Source organism: Thalassolituus pacificus (genome assembly GCF_025318105.1).
GTDB classification, from domain to species: domain Bacteria; phylum Pseudomonadota; class Gammaproteobacteria; order Pseudomonadales; family Oceanobacteraceae; genus Venatoribacter; species Venatoribacter pacificus.
Map to the genome: position 1 here is coordinate 539,103 of NZ_JAOANI010000015.1, position 25,934 is coordinate 565,036.

A 25,934-nucleotide genomic window follows, 5' to 3' on the forward strand; every position below is an offset into this window, starting at 1 on the left:
GGAGTGACTTTCAGTCACGATCATAACCATCGCGGCAAAATGCCGCTCCCACAAGTATTTGTGCAGGAACGGTTTTGTGCAGGAACGGTTTTTGTAGGAGTGACTTTCAGTCACGATAATGGCGATCGTGGCAAAATGCCGCTCCCACAACAGACCGTCGCTGTTGCAGTCTCGCGGGCAGTGCCCGCCCTACATGTGGCGCTGATTGTATAAGTGCCGTCATCGCGGGGGCATCACTCCGGTAGGAGCGGGCCATGCCCGCGATCAACAGGAATATCGCCTGTTATTCCAGCGCCAGTTGCTTACCTGCGGCACGGCGTTCCGCCTGCCATTCACTCAGGCTTTGTGCGGCTTCAGTGCCGGGCAGCTGAGCCAGAATTTCAAAGAAATCTTCATGCAGATTGCTCTGCAGAATCTCGTTACGCGGCCGGCTGCGGACCACATACACGCTCTGTACGCTCTGGTGGTCAAAGGCGCGCCACTCCTGTTCATCTTTCAGGCTGCTGTAGCGGTGGCCTTCCAGTGCTTTGATCAGCTTGCCGGTGTTCAGCGAACCAGCCCGTTCGGCAGCGTCCTTAAATTGATAGACGATGCTGTAAGCCGATGCCGCAGAGCTTGATGGATAAGCGCCGTATTTGCTCACGAAGGCTTCGACAAAAGCTTTGCCTTGTGGATAGTCGTAGCGGTAAGGCACCTGCCAGCACCAGGGCACCGCGCCGATAACGCCTTCCATAATGCCGGAGCCGGCCGACTTGGCCATGCCCAGGGTCAGATTAGGCACTATGATGGTCATCTTGTCTTTCAGCCCCATCTGTTGTGCTGCATGCAGCGCCAGCGCCATATCATCACCAAACTGCACCAGCATCAGCACGTCGGCACCGGAATCACGGGCGGCTTCCAGTGCGCTGCGCATATCCCCATCGCGCGGACGTGGGTAAGTGACGAGCGCTCCGGGGTGAGCGCTGGTATCGGTGGTTTTGGTGAAGGTGCGCAGTGACGCTTCGGTCGACCAACCCCAGCTGTAATCGGCGGTCAGGTAAAACAGTTTTTTGCCCTGCAGGCTGTCATTCAGATAAGACGCCAACGCCTTGGCCGCCATGTGTGCGTTATAGGTTTCGCGGAACATGTGTTTATGCCCTTCGGCACCGGTGGTTTCGTTGGCGTAGGTCAGGGTGCCAAAGTAGAGCAGGTCGTGTTTGGCGGCTTCCTTACCGGCGGCAATGGCCACGGCGCTGGAGGAACCACCAAACAGCATGGATACATTTTGCGCGGCCAGCGCTTTAACGTTTTCGACCGCTTTGTCCGGTTTGGCGGCGGTGTTGGCGGTCAGCAGCTCGACCGGGCGGCCAAGAATGCCGTTACTGGCATTGAGTTCTTCGATAGCCAACAAGGCACCACGCGCCTGAGCCAGGCCCTGTTCTTTATAGCGTCCGCTGGAAGGATAATTCAGACCGAGCTTAACGCTGTTACCGGCGGGGGCGGCCTGAATGGCCTGTGGTATGGCAAATGGCAGTGCCAGCAGCAGGCAGATGGTGGTGCGGATGAATGCAGCGGGCATAAGGCTCTCTCCTGAACGTCAGCCCGCTATCATCCTCCCGCATGGCACAAATGACTTTTAACCATTGGTCGGATAGACGAACGTCTGCGACATGAACAGCCGCAATCTGTGCCTGCGGCCGTTCATGTATCAGGCTACCAGCTCATCTCGCCGGTCGCGACTTTAGCGCTGATCGTCAGGCCGTCGTCTGCCGGAAGCTGAGGGTAGGCTTGTGTCATTGCTTTGATCAGGTCTGCTGAGGTGTGTGCTGTGGCCAGCTCTGCCTCAAAGCGCAGGATATAGTCACGGGTAAAGTGTACAGCGTCAGCACCGTCAGGTTCGCCGCCCAGGAAGTGGCCGGGTACTACCCGTTTGGGCTGCAGGGTCAGCAGCTGATTCAGCGTTGCTACCCATTGTGCGCGGGCAGCCGGGGTCTGGCTGTCGGCCATCCATACGTGCAGACCACTGTGAATAGCCACGCCGCCCAGTGCGGTTTTCAACGATGGAATCCAGATAAAAGCGCTGGGGGTGTTCATTGCTTTTATCTCAATATTTTCGCCTTCCAATGTCAGCTGGTTACTGGTCATTACCTTTGGCACCGTCAGCGTTTGCGGTGCCGCATCGGCAAGTATCGGGCCCCAGTAGGCGAGCTTGGCATCTTTGGTTTTAACAATATGATCCACCACGTGCTGGCTGGCCACGACTCTGGCCTGGGGGTAAGCCGCCAGAACAGGTTCAAGGCCAAAATAGAAATCAGGATCACCGCCGCTGATAAAAATGGTCGTCAGAACTTTGCCACTGGCTTTGATCAGTCCGGCCAGCTTCTGGCCATTGTGCACATCAAACTGAGCATCGATCAGGATGGCTTCTTTTTCACCGCTTATCAGGGTCGAGGTGACCGGGAATACGGCCTGCTCGCCGGGATTGTAAACCTGAACGCTGAGTGCCCCCGCGTTTGTTATGTTGCTCAGCACGGCGGTTGCCAGTGTCATAAAAGCTAAGAGTTTGTTCATGGTTGTTTCTCTGACTGGAAAGAGTGAATGGAGCCAGTCTATTGAATCAAATCAGTATCAAATACAGCATAATGGTGACTTCACTATTGCATAATCCGGACATATCTATGGATCGACTGACAGCGTTGCAGGTCTTTGTTGCGGTGGTTGAGCGGGGCAGCCTGAGTGCGGCTGCTGAACGGCTGGATATGTCCCGGGCCATGGTGTCGCGCTATCTGGCCGAGCTGGAAGAATGGATGGGAGCGCGGCTGCTGCACCGCACAACCCGACGCCAGAGCCTGACGGCAACGGGGGAAGAAGCCCTGCAGCGTGCGCGTGGCATGCTGGCTTTGGGTGAAGAGATGGCGCAGCTCGCTAACCATGAGGGCGAGGCGCCACGCGGACAATTGCGGATCACCTGCAGCTATTCACTGGCGCATGCGGTGTTGATGGATGCCGTGCATGAATATCTGGCTCGCTGGCCGGGAACCGCGATAGAGATTCTGCAGCTGGACCGCACCGTGAATCTGGTGGAAGAAGGGATTGATCTGGCGTTGCGCATTACCAATGATCTGGATCCGAATCTGGTGGCACGCAGGCTGGGGGTCTGCCGTTCTGTGGTGTGCGCCAGTCCGGCTTACCTGCAACAACAGGGGACGCCGCAGCAGGTCGCAGATCTGTCCCGCCATAACTGTCTGACCTATACCTATTTTGGCAAAAGCCTGTGGCAGTTTCGGGGTCCGGAGGGGCCGGAATCGGTTGCGGTGAGTGGTAATCTGAGCGCCAATCAGTCAAATCTTCTGCTGCACAATACCTTGCTGGGCGGCGGGATCAGCCTGCAGCCTGTGTGGTCTGTGGCTGATTATCTTGAGCGTGGTGAGCTGGTGGCATTGCTCAGCGATTACGAGCCGGTGCAGCTCGGTATTTACGCTGTGTATGCCACCCGCAAGCAGATGTCGCCGCTGCTGCGCAGTTTTCTCGATTTTCTGGTGACCAGGCTGAATGATGAGCGCTGGTCTGACCAGAAAGCCGGTTAACTGCGCCTGACGAGGCAGGTATCAGGCGACGTCTTTATGCCAATGCACATCCATCTGCGGGAACGGAATCTCAATGCCTTCGGCGTCAAAGCGCAGCTTGATGCTTTCGGTCAGCTGGAAGCGCACATCCCAGTAGTCTTCAGCTTTTACCCAGGGGCGCACAATAAAGTTCACCGAGGAATCGGCCAGCTCGGAGACGGCGATTTTATAAGCCGGATCTTTCAGCACTTTGTCGTGGTCTTTGACCAGTTCTTCCAGAATGCTTTTCGCTTTCAGCAGGTCGGAGCCGTAGCTGATACCGACCACCATATCGATGCGGCGAGTGGCCTCTTCGGAGTAGTTGACCATGGTGTTGCCGAACACATTGCCATTCGGCACGGTGACGACTTTGTTGTCCGGGGTTTTCAGGCGGGTGCTGAAAATGGTGATCTTATCCACAGAGCCGGCCACACCGCCAACTTCAACATAATCACCCAGTTTGAAAGGCCGGAACACGATCAGCATTACCCCGGCAGCAAAGTGCGACAGCGAATCCTTCAGCGCCAGACCAACAGCCAGACCGGCGGCACCGACCAGAGCAACCAGTGAGGTGGTATCGAGGCCGAGTTGCGACAGGGCAAAGACAATGACCAGCAATACCAGCGTGGTGTTGAGCAGGGTGCTGATAAAGTTAACCAGAATCGGGTCGAGGCGTGCCCGCTCAAGTGCTTTGGTTGCACCGTGGCTGGCGGCGCGTGCCAGTATGCGGCCGACAATAAAAATCAGCAGGGCCAGAACAATCTGCGTGCCCCAGGGCAAAACATAAGTTTCCCACAATTGCTGCGGATTAATGGTGAAGGTCCAGTTCATAGAGGCTCCTGATTTTATAGGGGTAAGAGTGTATTCGGGTATCTGAGTATTCAGCTGCGCGGAGCGTAGGCAAAGACATCGGAGTGCATGTTGGTTTGGGTCAGGCCCAGCGGTGCCAGCTGATCGAGGGTGCCGTACACCATGTTGGGCGAGCCGCAGGCGAACATCTGTACCTGGCTCAGATCGGCAAAGTCTTCGTGAATCACCTGATAAATCCAACCGGCGCGGCCATGCCAGCCTTCGCTGTGCTGTTCGATGATTGGGTGATAATGAAAGTTCGCATACTGTTGTGCCCAGTGCAGGGGCAGGTCAGCCAGATAGAAGCCTTCGGCTCCACGATTGGACCAATACAGGTGAATTTCCTGCTGTGGATTCAGCGCCAGCGCGCCTTCGATCAGGGCTTTAATCTGTGAGAAACCACTGCCGGCCGCCACCATGACCAGTGGCTGATCTTTGTGCTGCTGAATAAAAAGTTTGCTGATAAAGCAATCGCCCGCCGGCAGAGTGACGCGCGCTACGACGGCGTCGCGCAGGAAGTTAATAATGCGCAGGGCGTTGTCGCTGCTGTTGGCGATGTGCAGTTCTATCTTACGCGGATCGGTATTGTTCATGCTGCCCGGTGCACAGGCGATGGAGAACGGCACCTGTTCTTCATTGCCCTGTTCATCACGTACATGCAGCAGCAGGTACTGGCCGGGCCAGAAATCGGCGCTCTTGCCCGCCGGGGTGAGTAATTCTATGCGCCAGATATCATCGCCCAGCAGTTCCACGGCAGGAATCTGACAGGCCAGGCTGACCTGTGGCTTGTGGTTGGGGGCGTAAACATCGGCCATATAAATCTCAACATCGGTCTGGGGTTGGGCGACACAGCATAATACCTGATTGTCTTGCTCAAGTATGGTCTGACCCAGAGAGTTGCGAAAGCTGAGCGCTCCGGAAAGCCTTTCGCCCTGGCAGATCTGGCAGATCGCGTTTTCGCAGCTGACCGGCACGATCACGCCCTGCTGCAGCGCGGCCTCGGCGATGGTCTGATCCGGGGCACAGCGGATGCGCGCCCCGGATGGCCGGAAGGTGACGGTATGGAGCGTCATAACCCCAGTTGATCCCAGATCTCATCGACCTTATTTTTCACGTCCTGATCCATCACGATCGGCGTGCCCCATTCGCGGCTGGTTTCACCCGGCCATTTGTTGGTGGCATCCAGACCCATCTTCGAGCCCAGACCCGATACCGGCGAGGCAAAGTCGAGATAATCAATCGGCGTGTTTTCGATCAGCGTGGTATCGCGCGCCGGGTCCATACGTGTGGTGATCGCCCAGATAACGTCTTCCCAGTTGCGGGTGTTTACGTCGTCGTCCACCACAATCACAAACTTGGTGTACATAAACTGGCGCAGGAACGACCACACGCCCATCATCACGCGCTTGGCATGCCCCGGGTATTGTTTCTTCATGCTCACCACCGCCATGCGGTAGGAACAGCCTTCCGGCGGCAGATAGAAGTCGACGATTTCCGGAAACTGCTTCTGCAGAATCGGCACAAAGACTTCGTTCAGCGCCACACCGAGAATGGCCGGCTCATCCGGCGGCCGGCCGGTGTAGGTGCTGTGGTAAATAGGGTCTTTGCGGTGGGTTATGCGCTCGACGGTAAATACCGGGAACTCATCGACCTCGTTGTAATAGCCGGTGTGGTCACCGAATGGCCCCTCTGGTGCCATCTCGCCCGGATGAATCACCCCTTCAAGCACAATTTCGGCCGAGGCCGGCACCAGCAGATCGTTGCCAATACTTTTTACCAGCTCGGTCTTGCTGTCGCGCAGCAGGCCGGCAAAAGCATATTCGCTCAGGGTATCCGGCACGGGGGTGACGGCACCGAGAATGGTGGCCGGGTCGGCGCCCAGCGCGACAGTTACCGGGAAAGGTTCGCCCGGATGGGCCTTCTGCCACTCAAGAAAATCCAGCGCGCCGCCGCGATGGCTGAGCCAGCGCATGATCACCTTGTTTTTAGCAATTACCTGCTGACGATAAATCCCTAAATTGTGGCGGTCTTTATGCGGCCCTTTGGTAATCACCAGCGGCCAGGTAATTAACGGACCAGCGTCGCCGGGCCAGCAATGCTGCACCGGAATTTTGCTCAGATCGACGTCGTCACCTTCCAGTACCACATCCTGACAGGGTGCTTTGCGTACTTCTTTCGGCCCCATCGCCAGCACTTTTTTGAAAATCGGCAGTTTGTCCCAGGCGTCTTTCATGCCCTTGGGTGGCTCAGGTTCTTTTAAAAACGCCAGCAGCTGGCCCACTTCACGCAGCGCTTCCACCGACTCTTCACCCATGCCCAGCGCCACCCGTTTCGGCGTGCCGAACAGGTTGGCCAGAACCGGCATGTCATAACCTTTGGGGTTTTCAAACAGCAGCGCCGGACCGCCGGCACGCAATACGCGGTCGGCGATTTCGGTCATTTCCAGATGCGGATCAACCGGATAACGGATGCGTTTCAGTTCGCCACGTTTTTCCAGCGATTTAATAAAGTCGCGCAGGTCGGTGTATTTCACAGGCACTTCCACAGGCTTTTCAACTGCCGGCATCATACCAGAGATGCTCTGTATATGACCTGACCGCCCGGCTCCTTTATAATCGCCGGCCAAAACCGCAGGGGGTTTTTATGCAGGCAAAAAATACACTGGCAGCGGCTGCCGTTGCAGGCTTCAGCGGCGTCGCACTGGGCGCGTTCGGCGCACATGGTCTGAAGGGCGTACTGAGCGCTGATATGCTGGCGGTGTACCAGACCGCGGTGCAGTATCACCTGATTCATGCTGTGGTTCTGCTGGCCTTATCGCTGTGGCTGCAGGTGCAGCCATCGCGCTGGCTGAGCTGGTCGGCGCGGCTGATGTTGCTGGGTCTGATTCTGTTCAGCGGCAGTCTGTATCTGCTGGCGCTGAGCGGTGTGCGGCCGCTGGGTATGATCACGCCGCTGGGCGGTGTCAGCTGGCTGCTGGGCTGGTCGGCGCTGCTGGTGGCTGCCGTTAAGCTGAAAACCCCTTCACACTCTTTGTAATTATTCAGGCAGGTTATCGTGAGCGAACATGATGAAAATCCGGCAGCTGCGGCTGCGGAAGGCGACAAACCGGTTTACCGCCGCGGTATCAAAAGCTTTGTTATCCGTGCCGGGCGTTTAACCAAAGGCCAGGAAGGCGCTCTCGAACGGCAGTGGCCGGTGATGGGTCTCGAACTGGCGCAGGGCGCGATTAATCCGGTTGAGGTGTTTGGCCGTTACGGCCATGTGGTGCTGGAAATCGGCTACGGCATGGGCCAGTCGCTGGTGCAGATGGCGGCGGCCGCGCCGGAAAAAGATTTTATCGGTGTCGAAGTGCATCTGCCGGGTGTTGGCTCGTTGCTGTATCTGGCGGAAGAAGCCGGCATCACTAACCTGCGCAGCTATAAAGAAGATGCAATCGAAGTGCTGAAACTGTTGCCGGATAACTGCATCGATACCGTGCAGCTGTTTTTCCCTGACCCGTGGCACAAGAAAAAGCACCATAAGCGCCGCATTGTGCAGGCCGAATTTGCCCAGACCATCCGCCGTATTTTAAAGCCGGGTGGCGTATTCCATATGGCGACCGACTGGGAACCGTATATGGAGCATATGCTGGAAGTAATGGATGTGGCTGAAGGTTATGAAAACGTTGCCGGTAAGGGCAATTGCGTGCCGCGTCCGGAGCACCGCCCGCTGACCAAGTTTGAAAACCGTGGTGAGAAGCTGGGGCATGGGGTGTGGGATTTAATGTTCCGCAAAGTCTGATCGCCAGCTGCGTTAGCGGCCTCGTAAACGCTTACCGAAAATAATCAATCCGTATTGTCATTGCGCAACCGGATAGCAGAATACTCAGGAGAAAATCATGCAGAAGAAAGATAAAGAAAAAGTATTTGGTGGTGAGTGGTCAGAAGCGCAGCTGCGTGAATTTCTGAGCGCCAACAGCTATGACGGCAGCGATGCTGATTACGTTGCCGCCATCCGCGCTTACCGTCATATGCTGCCGGAAGTGTTTGCCGAATACGTGGAGCTGTTTAAAGCCGAAGGCCATAACCTGAATGCGAAAAACGCAGAAGGCGTAACCATTCTGCAAACCATCGCCAGCCACAGCAAAGGCGAAGAATATGCTGCGGCACTGCGGGAAGCAGGTGCTGAGTAAGGCGTACTTGTTACGTAAAAACGGGGCTTAAAAGTCCCTTTTTTTATGTGTTTTCCAGCCTAACCGGTATCCTGATCCAGCCACTGCGACCGCGCTTTCAGGATATCCGGCAGGCTGTCGAAAAATACCTCGACCAGCTGCGGATCAAAGTGTTTGCCACTTTGTTCACGGATCAGTGCTGTTGCCTGCTCGACCGGCCAGGCTTTTTTGTAGGGGCGCTCGCTGGTTAAGGCGTCGAACACATCGGCCAGGGCGACAATGCGTGCTTCCAGTGGAATGTCGGCGCCGCTGAGTCCCTGCGGATAACCGCTGCCGTCCCACTTTTCGTGATGGCAGAGGGCAATATCGCGTGCCATACGCAGCAGGTTGGAGCCGTCTTCGCCAATAATTTCAGCGCCGATCGCGGCGTGGCTCTGCATGATTTTCCACTCGTCTTCATCCAGTTTTCCGGGCTTCAGCAGCACTGCATCGGGGATGCCGATTTTACCGATGTCGTGCATGGGGGCGGCATTCAGCAGGTCTTCCAGATGTTGTTCGCCCAGCCCCAGACGGCGGCCGATGATTTGTGAAAACAGGCTCATGCGGATAACGTGGCGTCCGGTTTCGTTGTCTTTGTATTCCGCCGCCCGGCCGAGACGTTGCACGACGGAAAGGCGCGTCTGCTTCAGTTCTTCAGTGTGCACCAGCGACAGGTGCGTGCGGACGCGGGCGCGGACGATGGCGGGGCTGACCGGTTTGGTCAGGTAGTCCACGGCTCCGGCTTCCAGTCCCTGAGCTTCGTCAGCCACCTGCGACAGGGCGGTGACGAAGATGACCGGGATATGGGCGGTGCTGCGTGTGGCCTTCAGCTGCCGGCAGACATCGTAGCCGGACATTTCGGGCATCATCACGTCGAGCAGAATCAGATCCGGCCGTTCACTGTCCGCCAGTGCCAGTGCGCGCTGGCCGTCACGGGCAAATAACAGGCGGTAGTGATCGGCGAGAATATTTTTCAGCACCTGCAGGTTGGCAGGCTCGTCATCGACGATCAGCAGGGTAGGGTGTTCAGTCATGGGCATCCGACTCCCCGGTCAGTGTGCGCAGGTACGCTTCGAGCAGGGTGGCAAGGGTTTCAGCATCAAAGTTAGCAGCTGCATCACCGACCTGCACGGCCAGATCCACCGGCATTGCGGCCATTGCTGCCTGTAGTGCCTGATCGGGCAATTCGCCCTGTTGTACCTGACGCAGCAGCGCCTGCAGCTGGGCGCTGCTGATATCGGTTTGCTGTTGCGGTGTGTCATCTATTTCCTGCTGCACAGCCAGCTGGTTGTCGATTTCCTGTAGCAGGCGGCGGATCAGAACCAGCATGGCGGGGGAAACCTTAGCTGGTTGCTGACGCAGCTGTTCTTCCAGCCAGGCGTAGGCAGCCGTCAGGCGGTGCAGGCACAGGTTGCCGGCCAGACCTTTGATGCGGTGCACCTCGGCGATGGCCGCGTCAGGATCATGCAGCAGCCCGGCCAGTCGTTGTGGTTGATTGGTTTTTGCGGCGCGGAAGGCGCGGATGGCCCCGATATGTTGGCTGTGGCTTTGCCAAAGCGTGGCGCCCAGTTCCCAGTCGATCAGCAGATCGTTGTCGTGGGTTTCGTTATGGCTGCCGTTATCCGGACTGATGCTGATACCCAGCACCCGTGCTATTTCGCGGCTGAGTTCACTGATATTCAGCGGTTTGGCGGCAAAGCCATTCATACCCGCGGCGTGGGCCAGATGGCGGTCTTTCTCCAGCACGCTGGCGGTCAGGGCAATGATCGGCGTTGGCTCCAGCGCCTGTTCGTATTCCCACTGACGGATCAGGCGGCTGGCCTCATGGCCATCCATGGTGGGCATCTGCACATCCATCAGCACCAGATCAAAATGGCCGGATTTAAACAGGGTAACGGCATCGCTGCCATTGGATACGGAGATCAGGCGGTGGCCACGACGGCTGAGCACACCTTCCAGCAACTGCAGGTTCTGCGGCACATCATCGGCGGCGAGAATCCGTAACGACGGCAGCTTAACTTCAGGCTGCAGAGCGCTGACGTCGTCGCCGTCTTCCCCTTCTGGCAGTGGCAGGCAGACCGTAAAACAGGAGCCTTCGCCCACCACGCTGCTGACCTCAATGCGGCCTCCCATCATTTCAACCAGCTGGCGGGCGATGGTGGTGCCGAGACCGGTACCGCCAAAGCGCCGGGTCATGCTTGAGTCGGCCTGGGAGAACGGCGCGAAGATGCTGCTCAGGCGATCGGCAGGAATGCCGATGCCGGTGTCGCTGACGCTGATACGGACGCCATCACCTGCGCGGCTGACGCGGATATCGACCTGGCCGTGCTCGGTAAACTTCACGGCGTTGCTGATCAGGTTCAGCAACACTTGTTGTACGCGTAACGGATCACCGCGAAAGAAATCGCTGGTTCCGGCTTCGTAATGCAGTTCCAGCCCGACGCCTTTGCGCTGGGCAGCCAGCCCTTGGGTAGCGATCAGCTGCTGGCAGATGGCCCGCAGTGAAAAATTGCGGCTTTCGAGAATATCGCCGCCGTACTCAAATTTGGCGGTATCAAGCACATCGTTCAGCAGCGCCAGTAACGACTGGGCAGAGCTGCGCACAATATTGAGATTACGGCTCTGGCCTTCGTTCAGCGGACTGTCGAGCAGCAGTTCAGTAAAACCCAGAATGGAGTTCATTGGGGTACGGATTTCATGGCTCATATTGGCGAGAAACTCACTCTTCGCCTGAGCCGCCTGCTCAGCCAGCTCTTTGGCGCGGCGCAGATCAATCTCCATCGCGTGGCGTTCGCTGATATCGCTGATAAAGCCAACAAAGGTGGTGACGCCGCTGCGGCGGAACTCACCAATGGCAAGCCGGACCGGTATCTGCCGGCCATCTTTATGACGGGCCAACACCTCCCGTCCCTGACCAATAATCTGTGCCTGACCGGAGCCCAGATAATTCTGCAGATACTGATCATGTCCGTCGCGGTGCGGCGCCGGCATCAGCATGCTGATGTTATTCCCCCGCAGCTCCTGCTCGTGATAGCCGAGAATACGCGCCACCGAACGATTGGCTGACAGGATCAGGCCGTTGGCGGAGATCTTGATAATGCCGTCGACAGCGGTGTCGAACATGGCCTGCAGTTCACTGGCGGTTTCTTCACTGCGGGCCAGCAGTGCGCGGTAACGCACCAGTGCATTCACACCGCTGATCAGTACGCCGATCAGCACGGTAACGGCAGCAATACTGATCGACAGGGCATAGTGTTTCTGACTGCCGGCAATAAACTCCGGGTCGGCCTGACCGACAAAACGCGCGGCTTCCATGGCGGTGTAATGCATACCGGCGATGGCCAGACCCATAACGATACCGGCCAGCAGTCGCACGGTGTTACCACGTATCGAAAAATGCTGACGCAGGCCGTAACTGATCCACAGTGCGAGTGTGGCCAGTACTATGGCCACCACCAGTGACAGCGCGAAGTAGACCGGGTCATAACGTAACGCCGGCCCCAGCGCCATGGCGGCCATACCGATATAGTGCATGCTGCCAATGCCCAGTCCCACGGCCAGACCGCCGCTCAGCAGCCGTGGCCAGCCGAAGCCGTTACGTGCAAGCTGGCTGAGGGTGACCCAGGACGCCAACACGCCGGGCAGCACCGACAGAAGGGTTATCCCCGGCTGATAAGAGACGGTTGTGCACAGTTTGAACGCCAGCATGCCAATAAAGTGCATCGCCCAGATACCCACGCCCAGAGCAGCGGAGCCGGTCAGCAGATGCAGACGCTGTATTGCAACAGAAGAAGTATTGCGTGCCGCGGCGGCCAGTGTCAGCGCCATAAATGAGGCAGCAATAGCGATCAGCAGGGACAGCAGAACCAGCCAGTTATCGTACTGACCGACCAGCAGCATGGATGGGGAAAGGGTTTCGAGCAGAAAGAAATCGGACAGATTGATCATCATCAGCACTTGCGGATATGTGAGGGCGGTTCGCTCCGGAGCTGACGGATCTCAGCAGAGAGAATACGCGGCTTTAATACCAACACATTAGTTTATGCCCGGCCCCGCTGCCGGGCATTTATGTAATAAATCGTAGTGCTGTCGCCGCGTGGAGCCCGCTGAAGTCGTGTCAGGTTGGTGCGGGTACGGTTTCCTGCAGCAGCATAGCGATGGCTTCGGTATTAAAACCGGTATCGCTGACGCCGGTTTCCTGCTTCAGCCGCTCAACAATTTTCTGCTCAATGGCCAGCTGTTCTTCCGGCGGCAGCTGCTCAAACTCTTCTTCGGTCAGCCCCATTTCTTTCAGCACCGTCGCGCGCATTTTTTCGGCATCGCTCATCGCCATATAGTCGCGGAATTCCTGCGCAGCGCTTTTTTCTGTACTGGCTTCTGGTTCTGCTGCGGATGCGGACGTTGCTGATGCCGGCATCGCAGCTGCTGCGGACGATGCGGCTACTGCACGGACAGGTTCTGTCGCAGGCTGGGCCTGTTGTTGTGCGCGCAGCAGATCGGCAAATACGGTATTGGCCGATTTATCCTGCTTAGGATTCAGATGGTTATTAATGGCGGATAACGCCTCCGTACGGTTAATGTTCATACCCTGCCTCCTTTTCTGATGGTTCTGTCAGAAAGCAGTATGTATGCCATGGCGCTGCAGGCTGCAGTCTTGCTCTGCACTGCGGCCTTAAAGGAAAAACAGCGGCAGCGGCTGTCCGCCGGGGCGGTAGCAGGCCGCCGCTTTTGTGCAGATTTTCAGTTCGGTTTTTACCCCTGCAAATGACCTATCGCCTGATACAGCGCCAGCGGTTTCTGACTTTGCTGCTGTTGCTCGCGCATCTGTTTTAATTCTTCAATGGTGGCGCGCAGGGCTTTTAGTTTGTTGTCCATATCTTTGCTGCCGGCATCAACTTCGTTGCGCAGATTAAGCGGGGTTGCCCGCACCGGGTCGGGAATATCGACATACACCTGTGCGTCTTTGCCATTGGGTTTGAGCTGCTCTTCATTGTGGTAGCGGTTAATGGCATCGGCGGCCCACTGGCGCATATTCATGCGGCGGGGCTGCAGATCATCGTAGAGGGGCGCATCCGGGTGTGATGCACGACTCTGGGCGGGGTTGCTGCCAGAGTTGCTGTTGTTATTGTTGTGGGTGCTGTTGCTGGCATGATGACCAGCGGCGGCTGTTCCCGGCAGGGGGCCTGCGGCCACCAGTTGCGCATCCTGATCGGGTTCAAAGCGCAGCTGTACCCGGGTTTGTTCATCGCGGCTGTTCAGCAGCTCGTTATCAAACTGGAAAAAACTCAGCGGTGATTGCAGGTCAACCCTGCCCTGTTCGCTGTTCAGGGCGAGGTTGCCACCGGTTATGGCGTGCTGCGGCAAGCTGGGCGGAGTATTCAGATGTACTTCCTGCAATAGCAGCGCTTCGCCGTTTTCATTCAGCGCAACACCGGAGCGGGCAATGACTCCGCGCACCTGGCCGGCGTCGTTTTTCAGCTCGTAATCTGACGCTGCAGAACCAAGAAAAAATGCGCCTAAGCCGGCTTCCGCGGCGGAGCGCAGGGTTGGCCCTTCATCATCAAATTCCATCAGGCTGAGCTGGCTGAAGATGGCATCGTTTTCGTCAATCCAGCCGTTGCCGTCGTCATCGTACTGCGCCAGGTCGGCAAAACCATTACCACTCTGCGGGCCGAACATTTCGCTGCCGTCATCAATGATGCCGTTGTTGTTTTTATCGAATACCAGATAGCCACTACCGGCGGCGGTACGGGCGATGCTTTCGTTCTGGCCGTCGGCGTTCAGATCAAAACTGAAGCTCTGGTCGGAAAGCTCGACCGCACCGCCATTCAGATTAATCATCAGCGGGTCGATCAGATTGAGCTGACCCTGAAACAGGTTGGTCTGCTCGGCGCGGGTATAACGGCTGAAATCCAGCGCCAGCATAAAATCAATCTGACGGCCGTCTTCGGTCTGTACCTGACCCAGCGCTTCAAAGGCCAGAGACTCTTCGCGTTCAACCTGCAACACGCTCTGCACCTCAACCTGTACGCCAAGGCCTGCACTGCCCGGCCGGGTATTTACGGCGCTGACGATCACACTCAGCTGGGTGGTCTGTTCGGTCAGCTGTTGTGCCAGGTAGGATGAAGACGACTGCTGCTGACGGCCATCGGCATGGGTCACACTGCTGCTGCGACTCACTGCCTGGCTGCTTTCAGTGCGGGTGCTCAGTGACAACTGAATGCCGGCGCTGGCGCTGCTGCCGTTCGTTGGATTGCCGCCGTCATTATCTCCATCACCTGCCGTGACTCTCACCGACATGCCTGTAAGGCGGGCGCTTAATAACAGATCTTTTTGCTGAGCACTGAGCTGAACCTGCGACTGAACAATCTTCATGGCCGTTTCCTTTTGGCGGGTTATGCACAGGGTATCGGCCGGGCTGTTGATAACGTTAAGATGATTAACGTATTGATAAATGGCTGTTCATGAATGTGTGTTCTATGCGCAGCCTAGTAGGTTGGACAAATTATTGATTTTCCATGAAAACTTGGCGGGATCTGTACATCTGGTTATTATCGTGAAAACAATAAATAACTAATGGAATAGATCGTGAAATCTCTCTCTTGCTGTTGTCTCCGCCTTATTACTGACTGCCTGTGGCGGCGCTGATGATAGTTCTGATTCCTCCGGCGTAGAGCGCTTTGACCCGGCACCTTATATTGCCGCCTCTGAACAATTGAACGGCAGTGGTTACGCCGGAAGTTGGGTCGGAGTTGTGAATATTCGCCGTGAACGCACAAAAATGGTGAACGTCGAGATCAGTAAAATTGCTGAATCAAGTCGTCTGGAAAGCCTGATTATCCGTAACAGAAGCGCGGAGGCCGGTGGTGGTTGGGAAATGGCAAACTGCGCTGGTGGTTTTGACCCTATGAACATTACCATCGGTAAGATCGTGACGGAGCATGGGGATAACGGACGCGAATTCTTAATTGAGACAACCCGTCACCTGACTTATAAAGCCAGCGGGTTCAGAACGGTGGGATTAAGCCCTGTTTCTTATTATCAGGAAAATGTCACGGTAGAACTGGATTTTTATAAAGTCAGCGATGATGCCGACAGCCTGGGTTCTGTCTCGCTCAACTGGTCAGATACCGAAGGTGACAGTACCTCTGCTATTCACTGTGCTGTGATTGAAAACCAGTCAGGGGGTCATCGTATGGTGGCTCTGAGTCATGAAAATGATCTGAAACTCTTTGTGGCCGAAGCAGTAACACCCCCTGCTCTGGAGGCTTATGTCGCTCAGAGTGGTCACACCGATGATATTTTTAACAATTTTAATCTGGGTGAACAGAACGTTCAGTTCTCGCAAGAAGGCCCCGGTGTCTGGCGTTATAACTACTCTGCGACCACTGGCAACGGACTGGGCGCTTCCGGTCAGGTCGTGCTTGATCTGCTGCCCTGATATTCAGCGGCAGAATAAAACCAGCGGAATTGCCCGCTGGTTTTTCCCATCTTATTTCTGTCCCGCTTAATTTTTTCTGTACCATGATGACGGTATTAAGTAACCGGAGTCGTCATGAACATTGGTGAAGCGGCCGCGCAGGCCGGTGTATCGGCAAAGATGATCCGCCATTATGAAAGCAGTGGGCTGCTGCCCGAGGTAGCGCGTACCGCGGCGGGTTATCGCCAGTATTCTGCACAGGATGTGGAAATGCTGAGGTTTATCCGCCGCTCACGGCTGTTGGGGTTTTCACTGCCGCAAATCGGAGAGCTGCTGGCGCTATGGGCCGATCCGCAACGTTCCGCGCGTGAAGTGAAAGCGCTGGCCGGGCAGCATCTGCAGGAAGTGGAACATAAAATTCAGGAGCTGCATGCCATGCGCAGTACTTTGCAGGACATGGTGACGGCCTGCTCCGGCGATGACCAGTCACACTGTGCGATTCTCGCTCAGCTGGCGGCAGATGATTGCGCGCCAGACGCGATTCCATAACCTGAGCACCTTCAGGCTGCCGAGCCCGGTAACAATAAAAGTCGCCATTCCAATCTTTTGGATGATAGAAAACACAGCGACTTTTGCTTCAAATTCCGGATTAGGTTAAAAAGGACAAATATTGATATTGTCCAGGGAGAACGTATGAGCTTAAGGATTATCATTTCGGTCACACTGCTTGTTGCTGCCAGTCAGGGCTATGCCGACTCGTACACCCATTATCAAGCTGAGGACGGCACGGTCACCGTGCAACGGAGCAAGGAAGTGTACTCTGCCGAACCCGGTGTTGTATCAAGCTGCATTGCTTTACCCGTATCCTGGAATGATGACCTCAAAGTAACCATCGCTGGTGCGGCAAGTGCAACTGATTTTTCAGCCAGATTAAGCTCCGATACAGTCAGCGCCGCAGTGATGAACAGCAACTGGAGTTATCCTGGGTTTAACTGGAGCTGTTTCAGCGACACTGCGCGTAACTATGAAGACGGGGGCCAGGTCGTTGTCAGTTTTACGTTTAAGCCGGGGGTTGCCGATATGCGTACGTTCACCATGACGGGTCTTAATATGGGAGAGTATTTCGCAACCCGCTATCCTCAGGCCGTTGAAATGCATCGCTTAGTGGTAAATGAGAACGTCACTGATAATTTGATGCTGCTGTCTGGTGCGCTTGATTAACGATGGCCTTTCTATTATCACATCGCTGTAAATGAGATATATCGTTGGCAATCCTTATTGTTTTCCTGGCGGATATTCAGCATTACCAGCTGCTGCATACGATTCAGCGACTGTTTATTGCTACAGCGTTCTGAAGTGAGATTATTCAGTAAAAAAGCAGACTAATGGTCTAGCCCCTTCCGGCTTTAACGTGAATACTCTCTGGTTATTTGAGTCCGGTAACAATAATGTCCTTCACTTCAATCTTTTGAAGGATAGAAAAAAGAGCTGCTTTCATTTCAAATTCCCGGTTCAAGTAAAAAAGGACAAATGTTGATATTGTCCGGGGAGAAAATATGAATTTAAAGCTTATCGCTACGGCGGCTCTTTTGGTTGTCGCCTGTCAGAGCTATGCCGAATCGTACACGTACTATCAGAATGAAAATGGTACGGTAACCGTGCAGCGTGACGAAGGGCTTTACTCTGCCGAACCCAGTGTCGTATCAAGCTGTATTGCTTTGCCGGTGTCGTGGAGTGATAACGTTGAAGCAACCATCAATGGGACCGCAAGTGCAACCCATTTTTCAGCCGCTTTAAATATCGATACAGATAACGCCGCATTGATGAACAGCAACTGGAGCTATCCTGGGTTTAACTGGAGTTGTTTCAGCGATATTGCGCGTAGCTATGAAAGAGGAGAAAAAGTCCTCGTCAGCTTTACACTGAAGCCGGGAGTCGCTGATATGTTGGCTTTTACGACCCTAGGGTTCTACGAAAGTGAGTATCTTGGCATACCTTTCCCAAGAAATATTGCCACACACCGTCTCTTGCAGGACGCATACGTGGGCGACCACTGGATGCCAGTATCCGATGAACTGGATAGGCGGAAATACAGTCCTTATTACTCGCTAATACTCCGGGACGCAGAGGCTTATTATTTTCTTTTCAGCGAGTCAGACAGCGACCCTTCCGGTACGGCTATGATGCGGCTGGATGAACATGGTCTGCAACCTGTCGCTGGTACTCCTGACGCGCACAATATCTATTTTCTGAACAATAAGTACATCGCAATTAAAGCAGGGGAGGCCGACGGCCCTGAAGAAGATACGGTTTATATAAATTATTCGGATGATCTGAAAAGTTGGCAGGCAGGTGCAGATTTAAAACTGCAGGCCGGTATGGAATTAACGGGTATTTATTATAATGCCGTCGTCGGTGAATATCTTGCTGTCAGTGGCGATTTCAGTACCAGCGACTTTTACTCATCAACGGATCTGCAAAGCTGGACCTATGCGGGTAAAGGGCCGGAAGATTTTTATGCCGAATATATTACATTAACCAACGGCAATATGCTGTATATGGCCGAAGGGGAGCGTTACAACACAGAGTTTTTTATTAAATCTGTCGGGGAATCCAGCTGGACAGAAATAACCCCGTTTCCTGAAGGTACTCCTCCTGAAGGGCGTGAGCCTGGGTTTCTGATTCAGGACTATCATCAGAACAGCGATGGCACGTTGCAGGTTGTTGGTCTTTACGGTTATGGCGGCGAATATGAATACTATTGGTATGACGTACTCTACGGCTATTCTGAAAACGGTGTTGATTGGACATGGAAGGTTATTGGAGAGTGGAGTGACCCCTACGAAGAGATTGGAAACATCATCATTACTGATTCTGTAATATTTATCAGTAACGGTGAGACTTCGGAGATTCTGCTTTCCATAGATGGTGGAGAAAGCTGGCAAACCCGAAACACTGAAACCGTGCTGGCTGATCGCTGGAATATGCCGGAAGGTGTCATCATTGAACAGGACAATATCAATGTGGCCGGAGAAACCTTTTTTATCAAATTCTCGCTGCTTATTCCGGAGGCTGAATCTTCAAATCGGTTTAATATAATGGGCTACGCATATATATCGACGTCGGATTTTGAGCATTTTCAGCTGGAAGGGTTCGATAATGGGGATTCATTGGTTATGCCGGAGGTCGGTGGGAACCGTTTCCGCATACAGGAAGATTGGCATAGAGATGTCGTCAAATTCTATCGTTATGGTTCGGCCGTCAGAGATACCGATGATGGCGATGGTGGCGACACGGACAATAGTGGCGGCGATGAAACTGGCGGTGGCGATGGAGCCAGCCCTGGTAAATCAGAAGGAGGATCATCCGGCGGCAGCCTTTGGTTTCTGAACTTGTTATTACTGCCTCTGGTGTTGCGTACTGTTAAGCGGAAGCGTATTTACGCAGTGCATTGACGTTAAATTAGCCAATAAAAAAGCAGGCCACCGGTCTGCTTTTTTATTGGCGGGAATATGCAGCAGATCATGCTGCGCCAGACCTCGCTGGCTTCGCCTTTTGTTAGCCCCGACTATTAAGGTACCTCTGAATCATTCTGCACAGCTTCGCGTGAGTGCTGCAGAGTGCTTTTGAAAAGGCAACGCTTGACCTTACCACCATGGCAAGGTTCACACTGCAGTCATTGCTTTCCTGACAGGACAGAACGATGACTCAATCTACAGCTATTCCCATGCCTGACCATGCTGCTGCCGTGCTGCAATTGCCGGTGATCGGCATGAGCTGCGCCTCCTGTGTGCGCCGCGTTGAACAGGCCTTACTGGCGACGCCGGGTGTCAGCGCCGCCAGCGTGAATCTGGCCAGCGAAAAAGCCGAGGTGACTCTGGCAGCCTATGGGCAAACACAGGCGCTGCTGCAAACCGTTAAAAACTGCGGCTATGAAACCCGCACCGAGCAGTATCAGCTGTCGGTGATTGGCATGAGCTGCGCATCCTGTGTCGGTAAAGTCGAAAAAGCCCTGCTCGGTTTGCCCGGCGTGCTCAGCGCGCAGGTTAACCTGGCTGCAGAAATCGCTACGGTGGAAGTACTGGCCGGTAATCTGGATGCGGCAGCGTTAATCAAAGCGGTCCGCAGCACAGGTTACGATGCTGCACCTCTGGCCGCTGAGCGTGATGATGACAACGCCCGGCGCGAGCAGGAACAACAGCAGTTACAGCGTGATTTCTGGCTGGCCGCAGGGCTGACATTGCCGGTGTTTGTGCTGGAGATGGGCGCACACATTATTCCGGGCATGCAGCAGTGGCTGGCAGAGACTCTGGGCCAGCCGCTGAACTGGGGCATTCAGCTACTGCTCACCACGCTGGTGTTGTTTGGCCCCGGCCGACGTTTTCTCAGCAAAGGTCTGCCGGCGCTATGGCGTCGCGCTCCGGATATGAACTCGCTGGTGGCGCTGGGCAGTTTATCGGCCTGGGGTTTTTCGCTGGTGGCGACCTTTGCCGGACAGTGGCTGCCGCAAGGTACTCGCCATGTGTATTTTGAAGCGGCGGCGGTGATCGTCACCCTGATTTTGCTGGGACGCTTACTCGAAGCGCGCGCCAAAGGCCGTACCGGCGAAGCCATTCAGCACCTGCTGGGTCTGCAGGTAAAAACTGCACGGGTCAAACGCGGAGCAGAGCTGGTGGATGTTGAACTGGCGGATATTCAGGTGGGTGACGTGCTGGTGGTGCGTCCCGGTGAGCGTATCGCCACCGATGGCGAGGTGCTCGAAGGTGAGTCCTATGTCGATGAATCCATGCTCACCGGTGAGCCGTTACCGCTGGCGAAAGCTCCCGGAGATGAGCTGGTGGGCGGCACGGTGAATAAAAACGGCGCGCTGACCTTCCGTGCCGCAAAAGTAGGTGGCGATACCCTGCTGTCACAGATTATCCGAATGGTGGAGCAGGCGCAGGGCGCGAAGCTGCCGATTCAGGCACTGGTCGATAAAGTCACCGCCATCTTTGTACCTCTGGTGATGGCCACTGCCGCACTGACCTTTGTGGTCTGGCTGCTGTTCGGCCCGCAACCGGCGCTGAGTTTTGCCCTGATTAATGCCGTTGCCGTGCTGATTATTGCCTGCCCCTGTGCCATGGGGCTGGCGACACCAACCTCCATTATGGTGGGCACCGGGCGGGCCGCGGCACTGGGTATTCTGTTCCGTCGTGGCGATGCGCTGCAGAGCCTGCGTGACAGCAAAATCGTTGCGCTGGATAAAACCGGTACGTTAACCAAAGGCCAGCCGGAATTAACCGATCTGATCTGTCAGCCGGGTTTTGAGGAAGACAATCTGCTGGCATTAGTCGCCGCCGCCGAACAGCATTCTGAACATCCGCTGGCTGAGGCTATTGTACGCGCCGCCAGAGAGCGTTCGCTGACACTGAGCGAGCCGCAGGAGTTTATCGCGCTTCCCGGTCTGGGTATTCGTGCACTGGTCGATGGCAAGCGTGTTGAAATCGGTGCCGACCGTTTTATGCAGCAGCTCGGACTGGATTTAATGAGCGCAGAATTACGGCCTTTAGCCGCGCAAAGTACCGCACTGGCAGCAGCCGGTAAGAGCCCGCTGTATGCCGCCATCGATGGCAAATTAGCGGCAGTCATTGCGGTGGCTGATCCTGTTAAAGACACCACCCCCGCAGCGATTAATGCTCTGCATGCGCTTGGCTTAAAAGTGGCGATGATTACCGGTGATAACGAACGCACCGCGCAGGCGATTGCTGCTCAGCTCGGTATCGATGAAGTGGTCGCCGGTGTAATGCCGGAAGGCAAAGTAGAAGCGCTGAAAACGTTGCGCGCCCGTTACGGTGCGCTGGCTTTTGTTGGTGACGGTATTAACGATGCGCCGGCTCTGGCCGAAGCGGATGTTGGTTTAGCCATTGGCACGGGTACTGATATCGCCATTGAAGCGGCCGATGTGGTGCTGATGAACGGCGACCTGCGGGCGGTGCCGAACGCGCTGGCCATCAGTCAGGCGACCCTGCGCAATATCCGCCAGAACCTGTTCTGGGCATTTGCCTATAACGCCCTGCTGATTCCACTGGCAGCCGGTGCGTTGTATCCGGCTTATGGTGTGTTGCTGTCGCCGATGCTGGCGGCGGGGGCAATGGCGATGTCGAGCGTATTTGTGCTGAGTAATGCGCTGCGGCTGAAGCGTTTTAAAGCGGTGCTTGGCTGATACCGGCTGTTGTTAAATGCCTGTTGTTAAATGCCTGTTGTTAAAAGCATGCTGTTAAAAAACAGGTAAAAGCAGGCGGATATTATTCCGCCTGCTCCAGCTGTTCGGTTAATTCCATCCACTCCATTTCAATGTCTTCCAGCGCACTTTTCAGTTTGCCCTGTTCCTGCAGCAACTGATTAAGCTCGGCTTTGCGTTCGGCATCGTACAGACCGGTGTCGGATAGTTTTTCTTCGACCGCGCTGAGCTGGGTCTGGAATTTCTCCATCTGCTTTTCTGCTGCCTGCTGTTGCTTACGCAGAGGCGCCAGGCGCTGGCGTTTTTCGGCATCCAGACGTTTCTGCTCTTTGCGATCTGTCTGTGGCACGTTGGCCGCAGCGCTGGCAGCAGATGCTGTGGCGTTGTCGGTGCTGCCCGCCAGAATATTGTCCCGCTGTTGCAGGTAGTGATGGTAATCGTCGAGGTCGCCATCAAACTCCTGCACCTTACCGTTATCGACCAGCCAGTATTCATCGACGGTTGCTTTTAATAAGTGGCGGTCGTGACTGACGATTAAAATCGCACCGGGGAAATTCTGCAGCGCCAGCGTTAAGGCTTCGCGCATTTCGATATCCAGATGGTTGGTCGGCTCGTCCAGAATCAGCAGGTTGGGCTTCATCCAGGCGACACAGGCCAGCGCCATGCGGGCTTTTTCGCCACCGGAAAAGGGTTCGATCACTTCCAGCGCTTTATCGCCGTGGAAACCAAAACCACCGAGGAAATTACGGATTTCCTGATCAGACGCTTTCGGTTTTAAACGCTGCAATATCAGTGCGCCGGAGGCTTTCACATCCAGCGATTCCAGCTGGTGCTGAGCGTAGTAACCAATGCGCAGATGTTCGCCTTCAGAGCGTTCACCGCTGAGCATGGTAATTTCGTTGCACAGGGTTTTCAGCAGCGTTGATTTACCCGCGCCGTTAGGGCCAAGCAGGCCGACGCGATGGCCCGGCACAACCGACAGGCGCACATCGGGCAGAATGGTTTTGCCGGCATAACCCAGTGCGGCATGATCAATGGCCAGCAGTGGTGCCGACATTTTTTCGTAGCACGGAAATTCAAAGCGGAAAGGCGAATCCACATGCGCCGGCGCAATCAGCTCCATGCGCTGTAATTCTTTTAAGCGGCTCTGTGCCTGTTTGGCCTTACTGGCCTTGGCGCGGAAGCGGGCAACGAACTGTTCGATCTCGGCCACGCGTACCTGTTGTTTTTCAAACAGCGTTTGCTGCTGTGCGAGTTTTTCCGCACGGATGCGCTCATAAGCACTGTAGTTGCCGGGATACAACGTCAGACTCTGCTGGTGCAGATGGACAATATGGTCAGCAACACCGTCGATAAAATCGCGGTCATGGGAAATAAATAACAGGGTTCCGGGATAATTATTCAGCCACTGTTCGAGCCACATGGTGGCCTCGAGATCCAGGTGGTTAGTCGGTTCGTCGAGCAGCAGTAAATCGGACGGCATCATCAGCGCCTGCGCCAGATTCAGGCGGATACGCCAGCCACCGGAAAAGCTTTTAACCGGACGCTGCAATTCTTCTTTGCTGAATCCCAGACCGTGCAGCAGTTGCTCGGCTTTTACCGGCACGCTGTAGCCCTGATGCTGATCCATCTGATCCAGCCAGTGGGTCAGATCGTTATCGTTCTGGGCGTTGGCGATGCCGTGTTCGATGCGGCGGTAAATGGCATCGCCATCCATCGCGTAATCCAGCGCACTGCGCTCGCTGGCTTCCACTTCCTGGCGCATATGGGCGATGCGCCATTTTGGCGGAATGTACAGGTCACCACCGTCCACCTGCAGTTCACCATTCAGCAGCGCGAACAGACTGGATTTACCGGCACCGTTAGGACCGATTAACGCCATTTTCTGCCCATCATGGATACGCAGCTGGCAGTCTTTGAGCAGAGTTTGCGTTCCGCGCTGCAGGGAAACCTGATTAAATTCGATCATAACTTGGCTAATTAAAGGTGACGGCAATGGCGGCGCAGTTTGCCACAGAAAGCGGCGATAACCCACTGTGGGAGTTTGCCCTGACATTTTATGCACGCCCCGGAGTGCAGCAGACGTTGCTGAGCCTGCAGAACGATGCCGATATGGATGTACTGTTGCTGCTGACAGCGTTGTGGCTGGGTAAGCAGCACTATGAACTGCCAGATACGTTGAGCGAAGCCGGAGACTACTTCCGCTGGCGTCAGCAGGTGATCTTACCAATACGCCATGCGCGCTCACACTTAAATGCCGAACCGCTGCGTTCGCAGCAGGCGGCGTTGCGCAAGCAATTGCTGCAGGCCGAATTACAGGCGGAGCGGGAAGGGATCGTGCGCATACTGGATTGGTTGAAAAATCAGTCATTGATAGACCAACAACAGCCGTGCTGTGAGCAAAATCTGTTGCTGCTGCAGGATATGGCGGCGGTTGATAATGGCGTGTCGGCGGCACAAAAAAAAGAGGCCCGCAGGCCTCTTTTACAACAGCTGTTGCTGCTGGCGGAGTAACTCCGCACAACGCACAGTGCAGATGATCAGTCGTTGCCGAACAGGCTGGACTTTTCGCCGTCTTCAGTTGGAGTTTCTGTTGCAGGAGCATCCGTCGCCGCAGCTTCGGCGGCAGGAGTTTCTGCTACCGGAGTTTCAACGGCTGATTTTTCAACAACAGGCGCTTCAACGGCCGGAGCCGCTACCGGGGCTTCAATTGCGGTCGTTTCAACGGCAACGTCTTTCACTTCTGCTTCTGCAGCAGCGGCGACAGGAGTTGCTGGTTTAGCGGCTGGCTTTTTCGCAGCTGGTTTTTTAGCGGCAGGCTTTGCGGCTGCTTTCTTAACGGCTGGTTTGGCGGCTACCGGTTTAGCAGCGGCTTTGGTTGCAGGTTTTGCAGCAGCTGTTTTCTTGGCGGCAGGTTTGGCAGCGGCTTTCTTCGCCGGAGCTTTTTTGGCAGCAACGGTTTTTTCTGCGGCGGGAGCCGCTGGCTTGGCAGCAGCAGCCGTTTTCACTGCAGGCTTACGCGCTACGGCTTTCTTTTTGGCCGGTGCTTTGCTGGTCAGTTTGGCCTGGGCTTTTTCAAAATCAGCGATGACTTTGTCCAGTGCTGCACGTGATTTTGCTTCAAGCGTCAGAGCTGCCATTGCTGCTTTGGCGGCTACGGCGGTTTCTTTGGCGGCTGCTGCTTCCGCTTTGGCGGCTTCAACACGGGCACGGGCCGCTTCCAGCTGACGAACGCCAGCCGGTGTTTTCTTTACTTTTACTTTTTCAGCAACGGTTTTACGCGCTGCATTGGCTTTGGCCAGCTTCTCATTGGCTTTGCCTTGCGCGGTTGTCGCTTTGGCAACGGCTTTCTCTGCATCGCTCAGTTCTTTGGCGCGGGCAGTAGCCAGTTTCGCCTGCAGAGCGGCGATATCTTTTTCCAGTTGCTGTGCAACACTCAATGCGGCTGCTTTAGCAACGACTTTTTTAACCGCCGCTTTTCTTGCTACCGGCTTTTTCGCTACAACTTTTTTGGCAACAGGTTTCTTTGCTACTGCTTTCTTAACAGCGGCTTTAGCGACTGTTTTTACTGCAGTTTTTGCTTTTGGTTGAGCTGCTTTTTTTGCAGGTGCTTTTTTGCGGGCGGCCATGTGAATTCCTCATTCAGGTTTGATCGTCGGGGCATTATACGAA

21 protein-coding genes are annotated in these 25,934 nt (G+C 55.2%); 10 read left to right on the forward strand and 11 right to left on the reverse strand.

Annotated elements, in window-relative coordinates:
* Positions 1-283: 283 nt before the first annotated feature.
* Together NYR02_RS09605 and NYR02_RS09610 are read right to left on the reverse strand one after the other, a co-directional pair.
* Entirely contained in the window at positions 284-1,558 is a 1,275-nt protein-coding gene (locus NYR02_RS09605; protein WP_260976144.1) for a substrate-binding protein, read from the reverse strand.
* A gap of 134 nt (positions 1,559-1,692) precedes the next feature.
* Positions 1,693-2,550, reverse strand: a complete 858-nt coding sequence (locus NYR02_RS09610) for an MBL fold metallo-hydrolase (RefSeq protein ID WP_260976145.1) — start codon at positions 2,548-2,550, stop codon at positions 1,693-1,695.
* Between the two features lie 107 nt (positions 2,551-2,657).
* Here NYR02_RS09610 and NYR02_RS09615 point away from each other — a divergent pair, with 107 nt between their 5' ends.
* Complete coding sequence (locus NYR02_RS09615) at positions 2,658-3,566, forward strand: LysR family transcriptional regulator (RefSeq protein ID WP_260976146.1); 909 nt, start codon at positions 2,658-2,660, stop codon at positions 3,564-3,566.
* Between the two features lie 21 nt (positions 3,567-3,587).
* Here the strand turns inward: NYR02_RS09615 and NYR02_RS09620 are convergent, their stop codons facing one another.
* The 3 genes from NYR02_RS09620 to ubiD are packed head-to-tail and all read right to left on the reverse strand — an operon-like array spanning position 3,588 to position 6,999.
* Positions 3,588-4,415 carry a mechanosensitive ion channel family protein gene (locus NYR02_RS09620; RefSeq protein ID WP_260976147.1) on the reverse strand — a complete coding sequence of 276 codons (828 nt, stop codon included), beginning with the start codon at positions 4,413-4,415 and terminating at the stop codon, positions 3,588-3,590.
* Between the two features lie 50 nt (positions 4,416-4,465).
* Complete coding sequence (locus tag NYR02_RS09625) at positions 4,466-5,506, reverse strand: 2Fe-2S iron-sulfur cluster-binding protein (protein WP_260976148.1); 1,041 nt, start codon at positions 5,504-5,506, stop codon at positions 4,466-4,468.
* A complete protein-coding gene (gene ubiD, locus NYR02_RS09630) occupies positions 5,503-6,999 on the reverse strand; it encodes a 4-hydroxy-3-polyprenylbenzoate decarboxylase (RefSeq protein WP_260976280.1) in 1,497 nt (498 codons plus the stop codon). The genes NYR02_RS09625 and ubiD overlap by 4 nt, the downstream gene beginning before the upstream one ends.
* Positions 7,000-7,076: 77 nt before the next feature.
* Between ubiD and NYR02_RS09635 the strand changes: the two genes are divergently transcribed.
* From NYR02_RS09635 to NYR02_RS09645, 3 genes are all read left to right on the forward strand, one after another.
* Positions 7,077-7,469, forward strand: coding sequence for a DUF423 domain-containing protein (locus NYR02_RS09635; RefSeq protein WP_260976149.1), 393 nt, complete (start codon positions 7,077-7,079; stop codon positions 7,467-7,469).
* An 18-nt stretch (positions 7,470-7,487) separates the two neighbouring features.
* Positions 7,488-8,213, forward strand: coding sequence for a tRNA (guanosine(46)-N7)-methyltransferase TrmB (gene trmB, locus NYR02_RS09640; protein ID WP_260976150.1), 726 nt, complete (start codon positions 7,488-7,490; stop codon positions 8,211-8,213).
* 97 nt (positions 8,214-8,310) lie between these two features.
* On the forward strand, positions 8,311-8,604 hold the full coding sequence (locus NYR02_RS09645; protein WP_260976151.1) for a PA4642 family protein: 294 nt from the start codon (positions 8,311-8,313) through the stop codon (positions 8,602-8,604).
* 59 nt (positions 8,605-8,663) lie between these two features.
* Here the strand turns inward: NYR02_RS09645 and NYR02_RS09650 are convergent, their stop codons facing one another.
* From NYR02_RS09650 to NYR02_RS09665, 4 genes are all read right to left on the reverse strand, one after another.
* Entirely contained in the window at positions 8,664-9,656 is a 993-nt protein-coding gene (locus NYR02_RS09650; RefSeq protein WP_260976152.1) for an HD-GYP domain-containing protein, read from the reverse strand.
* Positions 9,649-12,573 carry an MHYT domain-containing protein gene (locus NYR02_RS09655; RefSeq protein ID WP_260976153.1) on the reverse strand — a complete coding sequence of 975 codons (2,925 nt, stop codon included), beginning with the start codon at positions 12,571-12,573 and terminating at the stop codon, positions 9,649-9,651. Before NYR02_RS09655 ends, NYR02_RS09650 begins: the two co-directional genes overlap by 8 nt.
* A gap of 166 nt (positions 12,574-12,739) precedes the next feature.
* Positions 12,740-13,207: a hypothetical protein gene (locus NYR02_RS09660; protein WP_260976154.1), complete on the reverse strand. Its 468-nt coding sequence runs from the start codon at positions 13,205-13,207 to the stop codon at positions 12,740-12,742.
* Positions 13,208-13,374: 167 nt separating this feature from the next.
* On the reverse strand, positions 13,375-14,997 hold the full coding sequence (locus tag NYR02_RS09665; protein ID WP_260976155.1) for a hypothetical protein: 1,623 nt from the start codon (positions 14,995-14,997) through the stop codon (positions 13,375-13,377).
* A gap of 379 nt (positions 14,998-15,376) precedes the next feature.
* On the opposite strand from NYR02_RS09665, the gene NYR02_RS09670 reads away from it, so the two are divergent.
* From NYR02_RS09670 to NYR02_RS09690, 5 genes are all read left to right on the forward strand, one after another.
* Positions 15,377-16,063, forward strand: coding sequence for a hypothetical protein (locus NYR02_RS09670; RefSeq protein ID WP_260976156.1), 687 nt, complete (start codon positions 15,377-15,379; stop codon positions 16,061-16,063).
* Positions 16,064-16,177: 114 nt separating this feature from the next.
* Complete coding sequence (gene cueR, locus NYR02_RS09675) at positions 16,178-16,591, forward strand: Cu(I)-responsive transcriptional regulator (RefSeq protein WP_260976157.1); 414 nt, start codon at positions 16,178-16,180, stop codon at positions 16,589-16,591.
* A gap of 144 nt (positions 16,592-16,735) precedes the next feature.
* A complete protein-coding gene (locus NYR02_RS09680; protein WP_260976158.1) occupies positions 16,736-17,263 on the forward strand; it encodes a hypothetical protein in 528 nt (175 codons plus the stop codon).
* A 335-nt stretch (positions 17,264-17,598) separates the two neighbouring features.
* Entirely contained in the window at positions 17,599-19,497 is a 1,899-nt protein-coding gene (locus NYR02_RS09685; RefSeq protein ID WP_260976159.1) for a hypothetical protein, read from the forward strand.
* 248 nt (positions 19,498-19,745) lie between these two features.
* Positions 19,746-22,244 (forward strand): heavy metal translocating P-type ATPase, encoded by a 2,499-nt coding sequence (locus NYR02_RS09690; RefSeq protein ID WP_260976160.1) that lies wholly within the window; start codon positions 19,746-19,748, stop codon positions 22,242-22,244.
* A gap of 82 nt (positions 22,245-22,326) precedes the next feature.
* Here the strand turns inward: NYR02_RS09690 and NYR02_RS09695 are convergent, their stop codons facing one another.
* Positions 22,327-24,231, reverse strand: coding sequence for an ATP-binding cassette domain-containing protein (locus tag NYR02_RS09695; RefSeq protein WP_260976161.1), 1,905 nt, complete (start codon positions 24,229-24,231; stop codon positions 22,327-22,329).
* Positions 24,232-24,257: 26 nt separating this feature from the next.
* Between NYR02_RS09695 and NYR02_RS09700 the strand changes: the two genes are divergently transcribed.
* A complete protein-coding gene (locus NYR02_RS09700; protein WP_260976162.1) occupies positions 24,258-24,776 on the forward strand; it encodes a TIGR02444 family protein in 519 nt (172 codons plus the stop codon).
* A gap of 26 nt (positions 24,777-24,802) precedes the next feature.
* On the opposite strand, the gene NYR02_RS09705 is transcribed toward NYR02_RS09700, so the two are convergent.
* Positions 24,803-25,891, reverse strand: a complete 1,089-nt coding sequence (locus NYR02_RS09705; RefSeq protein ID WP_260976163.1) for a hypothetical protein — start codon at positions 25,889-25,891, stop codon at positions 24,803-24,805.
* Between the last annotated feature and the right edge of the window lie 43 nt (positions 25,892-25,934).

What these genes read in the sequence shown, in the direction of transcription:
- NYR02_RS09650 (WP_260976152.1), bottom strand. Translation starts at nt 9,656, where the DNA reads ATGACTGAACACCCTACCCTGCTGATCGTCGATGACGAGCCTGCCAAC.
- NYR02_RS09660 (WP_260976154.1), bottom strand. Translation starts at nt 13,207, where the DNA reads ATGAACATTAACCGTACGGAGGCGTTATCCGCCATTAATAACCATCTG.
- NYR02_RS09620 (WP_260976147.1), bottom strand. Translation starts at nt 4,415, where the DNA reads ATGAACTGGACCTTCACCATTAATCCGCAGCAATTGTGGGAAACTTAT.
- NYR02_RS09655 (WP_260976153.1), bottom strand. Translation starts at nt 12,573, where the DNA reads ATGATGATCAATCTGTCCGATTTCTTTCTGCTCGAAACCCTTTCCCCA.
- NYR02_RS09615 (WP_260976146.1), top strand. Translation starts at nt 2,658, where the DNA reads ATGGATCGACTGACAGCGTTGCAGGTCTTTGTTGCGGTGGTTGAGCGG.
- NYR02_RS09635 (WP_260976149.1), top strand. Translation starts at nt 7,077, where the DNA reads ATGCAGGCAAAAAATACACTGGCAGCGGCTGCCGTTGCAGGCTTCAGC.
- NYR02_RS09665 (WP_260976155.1), bottom strand. Translation starts at nt 14,997, where the DNA reads ATGAAGATTGTTCAGTCGCAGGTTCAGCTCAGTGCTCAGCAAAAAGAT.
- NYR02_RS09705 (WP_260976163.1), bottom strand. Translation starts at nt 25,891, where the DNA reads ATGGCCGCCCGCAAAAAAGCACCTGCAAAAAAAGCAGCTCAACCAAAA.
- NYR02_RS09610 (WP_260976145.1), bottom strand. Translation starts at nt 2,550, where the DNA reads ATGAACAAACTCTTAGCTTTTATGACACTGGCAACCGCCGTGCTGAGC.
- NYR02_RS09700 (WP_260976162.1), top strand. Translation starts at nt 24,258, where the DNA reads ATGGCGGCGCAGTTTGCCACAGAAAGCGGCGATAACCCACTGTGGGAG.
- NYR02_RS09645 (WP_260976151.1), top strand. Translation starts at nt 8,311, where the DNA reads ATGCAGAAGAAAGATAAAGAAAAAGTATTTGGTGGTGAGTGGTCAGAA.
- cueR (WP_260976157.1), top strand. Translation starts at nt 16,178, where the DNA reads ATGAACATTGGTGAAGCGGCCGCGCAGGCCGGTGTATCGGCAAAGATG.
- ubiD (WP_260976280.1), bottom strand. Translation starts at nt 6,999, where the DNA reads ATGCCGGCAGTTGAAAAGCCTGTGGAAGTGCCTGTGAAATACACCGAC.
- NYR02_RS09680 (WP_260976158.1), top strand. Translation starts at nt 16,736, where the DNA reads ATGAGCTTAAGGATTATCATTTCGGTCACACTGCTTGTTGCTGCCAGT.
- NYR02_RS09685 (WP_260976159.1), top strand. Translation starts at nt 17,599, where the DNA reads ATGAATTTAAAGCTTATCGCTACGGCGGCTCTTTTGGTTGTCGCCTGT.
- NYR02_RS09625 (WP_260976148.1), bottom strand. Translation starts at nt 5,506, where the DNA reads ATGACGCTCCATACCGTCACCTTCCGGCCATCCGGGGCGCGCATCCGC.
- NYR02_RS09695 (WP_260976161.1), bottom strand. Translation starts at nt 24,231, where the DNA reads ATGATCGAATTTAATCAGGTTTCCCTGCAGCGCGGAACGCAAACTCTG.
- NYR02_RS09605 (WP_260976144.1), bottom strand. Translation starts at nt 1,558, where the DNA reads ATGCCCGCTGCATTCATCCGCACCACCATCTGCCTGCTGCTGGCACTG.
- NYR02_RS09690 (WP_260976160.1), top strand. Translation starts at nt 19,746, where the DNA reads ATGACTCAATCTACAGCTATTCCCATGCCTGACCATGCTGCTGCCGTG.